The sequence below is a fragment of the Halorubrum sp. SS7 genome (genome assembly GCF_005435055.1).
In the GTDB taxonomy this organism is placed as follows: Archaea; Halobacteriota; Halobacteria; order Halobacteriales; family Haloferacaceae; genus Halorubrum; species Halorubrum salinarum.
In genome coordinates this window covers 1-221 of record NZ_SGXV01000719.1, presented here as the reverse complement: position 1 = coordinate 221, position 221 = coordinate 1, and the positions used below count along the sequence as shown (strand labels likewise).

The window sequence follows — 221 nt, the reverse complement described above, 5'->3', positions numbered from 1 at the left end:
CGCCGCGATCGGGAACGCGAGCAGCACGACGTAGCCGACGACGTACACCGGCCCGAAGTAGTACACGGTCCACCGGGGGATCCCGTCCTGTATCGCGGCCACGAGGTCGCCCTCGACCGCGTATATCGCGGTCGTCGCTCGGATCCCGTACTCGAACGAGAACGCCTCGATGCGCCTGATAAACCCCTTGTTCACCGCGAGGACGAGCGCGAGCGCGCCGA

Annotated in this window: 1 pseudogene; it reads right to left on the bottom strand. The window is 67.0% G+C overall.

The annotated features are described in order from the left end of the window. Window positions 1-221, bottom strand: a pseudogene (locus EXE44_RS20580) (hypothetical protein); the annotation flags it as partial.